Consider the following 5,317-nt stretch of genomic DNA (forward strand, 5'->3'; position numbering starts at 1 on the left):
AGAAGCGACGGTGCGTTTCTTCTTCATCGGCATATCCATGACTTTTACCTCTCATAATATGCCTCGCCCACAGAATTGCGGATAGGTCCGACCACTTCCGTACCAATTCCGCAGACTGCGCCGGTGGCACAGTTCGCTACCTCCGCACGGCGCTGAGGCAACCTGGGCAATCAGACCGCAACACGGTCGATTTGTGGTCTCGCGAGCAAAAGGCTTCGGACGCTCCTCGCGCACGTTTAGCATCGCGTTGATATCGGAACCTCTACCTTTTCGGTGGTTAGCTGACGTCTATAGGCAGGAATCGTCGAGCAGCCGAGTCTCGACGACATTCAATACCGTGAATCAAGAGCTTTAGCGCTTGCCGTTAGGCCTTTATGCCACGTTGTTGCTCGAAGACCTCTTGCCCAGGAGCATCCGGCGGGTTGAGGCCACGCGAACGATAGTAGCCCGCATATTGATTGCAAAAGCTATAGACTCGACGCAGCTCCCCGACGGCCCGCTCGTGAAGGTCGACCCGGATATTAACGGCATCAAGGTCGTCTGACGCCGTGACAATCAAAGCTCCCGAACGCTCTGCGAGCGACCGTTCGCCGTTACCTTGACCTCCCGCATCCCGCCCCGCTTCGAGTGCCAGCAGAAGTCGCTCTTCGAAGGTTTCAGCTGCTTTGCTTTCAAAGACCTCTGCCATTGCATGGACAACCGGCTCACCGCTGAGCACGTTGCCCATCGTGACGTACCCCGCGCCGATGTGATGTCCCGCCCACGCGCGCGTGTTCTCCCCTGTGTGACAGGCGACTTTTCCGTCCCTCGAAACTGTGCCGATTTGCCGAAAGCTGGCGAAGTCATCATCACGCACAAGCGCGTCGTTCACATATGCTGCTGAATGCCCGAGCTTCAGGAGATTCAATGCCAATGCGTTGTTCGTGGTTCGGACGAAGGCCTGGCTCATCGTAATACCGGCATGTCGGTCTGCACCGTCGCACCACTGACCAACGGCGACCGAATACGTAGCGATAGCCATACCAAACCGGCCCGTTTCGGGGCATCGCGCCAAGATACTGTAAGTCATCTACTTTCCTTGAACAAAAGTTACATCCACTCAGGATAATGATTCAATGCTTTCCACATCCCGGCCCTTGGTCTCGGGCAGCCAGAACAGGACCACGCTAGTGAATACCAGCGTAACGACCACGTACCATGCTGCTGGCATGATGTTCGCGCTGACGCCGACGAAATAGGTCGATACGAACTGAGCGACCACGCCAGAAAGCGCAACGCCGAGGCTATAAATAATCGCCATGCCGGTTGCCCGGGCGGCCGCCGGGAACAGCTCTGTCATGCTTCCGATAGCCGTCGCACCGCCAAGCGCCGCGAGAGCCGCAAGCACGCCTTCCACTAAAAGCAGGCGAGTCACGGTGGGGTCTGCATTTAACCAAACGAAGAGCGGCACTACTGCAAGCACCACGAGCACACGGGAAACCCAGATAACCGGTTTGCGTCCGACGATGTCGGAAATGAATCCGCCCATCGGACTAACGACGAATCCCACCAAACCGGTGACAACGCCCGCGAGAGCAGCATCAGCTTGCGACATGCCAAGCGATTTGATTGCGATGATTGGCAGCGAAAAGAGGATGATGAAGTTGGCTGACGTTCCCCCGAAAGTAAGCAACGTGCCAAGTACCAACTCTTTAATATGCTTGCGCAGAATGCCGCCAAGCGTGAGCTTCTGCTGAGCGGCCGGTGCGAGGTGAAGTGTTTCGTGCAGACGAACACGAATATATATTCCGACGGGTGCGATGATGGTTCCCATCAGGAACACCGTACGCCAGCCCCATGATTCGAGGGCGTGAGGGTCGAGGTATCGCGATAGAAGTGTGCTGACAACAGCGCCGAAAGCAATGCCAAGACTCTGGCTTGCGAACTGGAAGCTGCCGAAGTATCCGCGTCGATTCGGCCCAGCATATTCAACAAGAAGCGCCGTTGAAGCGCCAACCTCGCCGCCTGCTGAGATGCCCTGGAGGATGCGAGAGAACAGAATCAAAAGAGGTGCCCATATACCGATTGATTCGTACGTCGGTGCGAGGCCAATCATCGCTGAACTCAGTGCCATTAGCCCCACGGTCAACGTGAGCGCTGCCTTGCGGCCGATTTTGTCGGCATAGACCCCAATCAGAACGCCGCCGAGCGGTCGAAAGAAGTATCCGATAGCGAAGGTGCCCGTAGACATCACCAGCTGAAACATTGGGCTCAGCGTCGGGAAATACAGTTTGCCCAGAAGCACGGCGAAGAAGTTGTAGGCCGTGAAATCGAAGAACTCCAGCGCATTACCAATCGTCGTCGCGACGATTACTTCTGCTCCTGATACCTTCTTCGATGTACTGGTGTGGCTTTTTTCAGAAGCGTCCGTTGCGGTATTCATATCTCGGTCATCCATATCGTGTGGTCGATTTTCGAGCCTCAAAATAGCTTGTACAATCGGGAAATTCTTGACCTGGGTTTGGTTTTTCCAAAGGAGTGTCATGCGTTTCGACGTCTCTGATTTACGAATCTTCAAGGCAGTCGTCGATTCCGTGAGCATGACGAAAGCCGCGACACGCGTGCACCTGACGGTCGCATCAGTAAGCGAGCGCATCAGGCAAATGGAAGAGCAAGTCGGCGTTCCACTGCTTACGCGGTCTCGTTCTGGGGTGACTCCGACAGACGCCGGGCGCGTACTGCTTCACCACGCTGGCAAGGTGCTCAAACAGGTCGATTTCATGAATGAAGACCTGGTGAATTTCGCCAGCCGGATGCGCAGCAACGTTCGCCTTTACACAACGAGCTATGGTGTCTCCGAGTTGCTGCAGGAGGCGGCACCCGTTTTCCTTCAGGGAAATCCCACGGCCGACCTTGTCATAGAAGAGCAGCACAGCGAGGACATCGTTTTCGCGGTCTCTACCAGCGCGGCCGACATCGGCATCGTTGGAGACTTTGCCGAGACAGGCACGCTAGAGGCGATTCCTCTTTTACGTGACACCTTGGTGGCGCTCACGACACCGGCAATTGCAGCTGACCTTGATTCTCAGGTTGAGTTCGACGAGCTCTCTGGTCTTGACTTCATTGGACTCGGACCTGGTAGCCGCCTTCAGGAGCAAATTGACTCGCATGCCCGAGAAGCCGGCAAGGCCATCCGATACAGAGCTCGCGCTAGAAACCTTGACGCGATATGTCGGCTTGCTACCAGCAGCGTTGGAATCGCTATCGTCCCTCGTCGCATTGCAATGCGTTACTCAACAAAGCAATCGAGGATTATTGAGCTCAAGAACGATTGGGCGAAGTACAACGCTGCTGCTGTCGTCCGCAACCGTGCAGACCTTCCCGGTGCTGCGGCCTCCTTACTCGAATGCCTGATTGCAGTGAGTGAGCGATGACTGGTTGCCTTGGAGGCAGGACCATGCATCTTCGGTTTCAGCATCAGAATTTGACGCGGATTCCAGCGATGCCTGCGACCTGAGAAGACGTGGTGGATGGCGAAAGAAGCGTGATGCTAGCCACTGCGGGTCTGCCCGTTGAATCCGTACCGCTGGCATGCTGGTAAAGGCCAGTGAGATACACATCAGTTCGCTTCGACAGGAAGTAGTCCAGCCCGACCACCGCCTGGTGATAGCGCGCATGATTGATGCCGTAGCCCGAAGTGAAGTCGTATGCAGCCCCCGCAAGGAGTGCCGCGGTAATCTGGTATTTGTAGTTCACTTCCACGTTATGGAAGCGGGCGTCACCCGTCGCTGCCGCGACGCCGCTCACTGAAGTTGCGCCAACGTTGTTAAATTGTGTGTTGCTATAGGTGACGCCGATTGTCGAGCCTCCAAGCACATAGGCCGCGCCGGCGGCAAAGACCTGCTGGCGTGCGGCGGTTGCGTAGCCGCTGTAGACACGGGACGTCATGTTGCTCGCGGTGATGCTGGACGCCGCATTGTTGCCAAAGTACGAGTAGTTGGGGTTGGCAGCATTCACATAGCCAGCCCCAATCGACAGAGGGCCGGTTGCGTAGCGTAGTCCCACCGACCAGATTTGGTTGCGGTGGAAATCGCCTGCCACGCCTCCAAAGCTGTACATGCCACCAACAGTGAATCCTGCGAGACTGCTGCTGGTGTATTTGATGGAGTTGTTCGTGCGATTCGAGTTGTTAATGTTATCGAGGTCGCCGGGATGAGCACCCAAGGATGTGGCCCATTGGGTGCCCGATTCGAACGGGCCGGTGAAGTCGACTACGGCATCATACTGTCGACCAAAAGTCAGCTTCCCGAGTTTTGCCGAATCGAGACCCACGAACGCCTGGCGCCCGAATTCGTCTCCACCTTGAAGGAGCTTTCCGTTTGCCACGCTGAAGCCGTTCTCGAGTACAAACACTGCAGATACACCGCCCCCAAGGTCTTCGGAACCGCGCAGGCCCCATCGACTACCCATGATGTTTCCGCTGTTCATCTGGGTTTGCGAATGCCCTCCGGCGTTGTTCGCGTAGACGATGCCGTCATCGGCGACGCCGTAAAGCGTCACGCTACTCTGCGCGTAGGCCGTAATCGAGAGACAAGTTGCAGCGAGTCCACCAAGAATATTCGTTGTTTTCATCACTTCGTCGATATGTTCTGCCGGAATTGCTGCGACAGAGTTGTCCGAATGTATCGAGGGGACACCTGAACCCAAGGGCCCTCAGAGATTCGCCGACTTGTTGCTGTGCGCGGCTTGGACGAAGTGTTGAATTTCAAAAACAGAGAATCAAACGGGATTTTTCCCGTGTTATGTTCGGGAAATCTGAACGCTAGAGCAAATTAGCGCCAGTCAACTCCTGCCGGGGTACGGTGTGTACAGACTCGAGATATGTTTCTCCGATTCGGCCAAGTGGCAGCCCCAGGTACCGAGTGGTAGACGTCCGACAAAGACCGCTGTTCAGTGCAAGTAGCGCCCACACTTTATGCGCGGAGGCCAACCGAGGACGATGTCCCTGCTCAGCGCTCGTTGTCAGCAGGCGGCCGACTCAACTTGCATCGCGAAGACGGTGTAGCACGCCGGCCGAATCCCGATACATTTCCGAGCACCAGTGAATCGGGCCTCCGGCCTCCAAGCTCCACTCTTCGGTGAGGCAGTACTTTCCGTCCTCACCGATTGACCATCGTCCTGTCGCCTTGCCAATCGAACCCGCCTTGGCGCCAGGCTTCGGCAGCCTCACGATGGATGCAGTGCCATCCGTGTTGTTTGTCCGTAAGCGCGCAGAAATGGACGTCTGGAACTCTTTGATCTGAGCGTGCAGGCTATGTCCACTGTTTCGAATCAGTGG

5 protein-coding genes are annotated in these 5,317 nt (G+C 56.1%); 1 reads left to right on the top strand and 4 read right to left on the bottom strand.

The features are described from left to right. Nucleotides 1-364 precede the first annotated feature (364 nt). Nucleotides 365-1,069, bottom strand: a complete 705-nt coding sequence (locus NCT04_RS33965) for a DUF1028 domain-containing protein (protein ID WP_250470206.1) — start codon at nucleotides 1,067-1,069, stop codon at nucleotides 365-367. A 30-nt stretch (nucleotides 1,070-1,099) separates the two neighbouring features. After that, the gene (locus NCT04_RS33970; RefSeq protein ID WP_250470207.1) at nucleotides 1,100-2,557 is read right to left on the bottom strand and encodes an MFS transporter; all 1,458 of its coding nucleotides are present in this window, start codon (nucleotides 2,555-2,557) and stop codon (nucleotides 1,100-1,102) included. Here NCT04_RS33970 and NCT04_RS33975 point away from each other — a divergent pair. Beyond that, on the top strand, nucleotides 2,523-3,413 hold the full coding sequence (locus NCT04_RS33975) for a LysR substrate-binding domain-containing protein (protein ID WP_250470209.1): 891 nt from the start codon (nucleotides 2,523-2,525) through the stop codon (nucleotides 3,411-3,413). The genes NCT04_RS33970 and NCT04_RS33975 overlap by 35 nt on opposite strands. 43 nt (nucleotides 3,414-3,456) lie before the next feature. On the opposite strand, the gene NCT04_RS33980 is transcribed toward NCT04_RS33975, so the two are convergent. After that, entirely contained in the window at nucleotides 3,457-4,611 is a 1,155-nt protein-coding gene (locus tag NCT04_RS33980) for a porin (RefSeq protein WP_250470211.1), read from the bottom strand. Between the two features lie 406 nt (nucleotides 4,612-5,017). Continuing rightward, a partial coding sequence (locus NCT04_RS33985) for a DUF995 domain-containing protein (RefSeq protein ID WP_250470212.1) occupies nucleotides 5,018-5,317 on the bottom strand: 300 nt, incomplete at its 5' end.

This window comes from Caballeronia sp. GAFFF2, from assembly GCF_023631485.1.
In the GTDB taxonomy this organism is placed as follows: Bacteria; Pseudomonadota; Gammaproteobacteria; order Burkholderiales; family Burkholderiaceae; genus Caballeronia.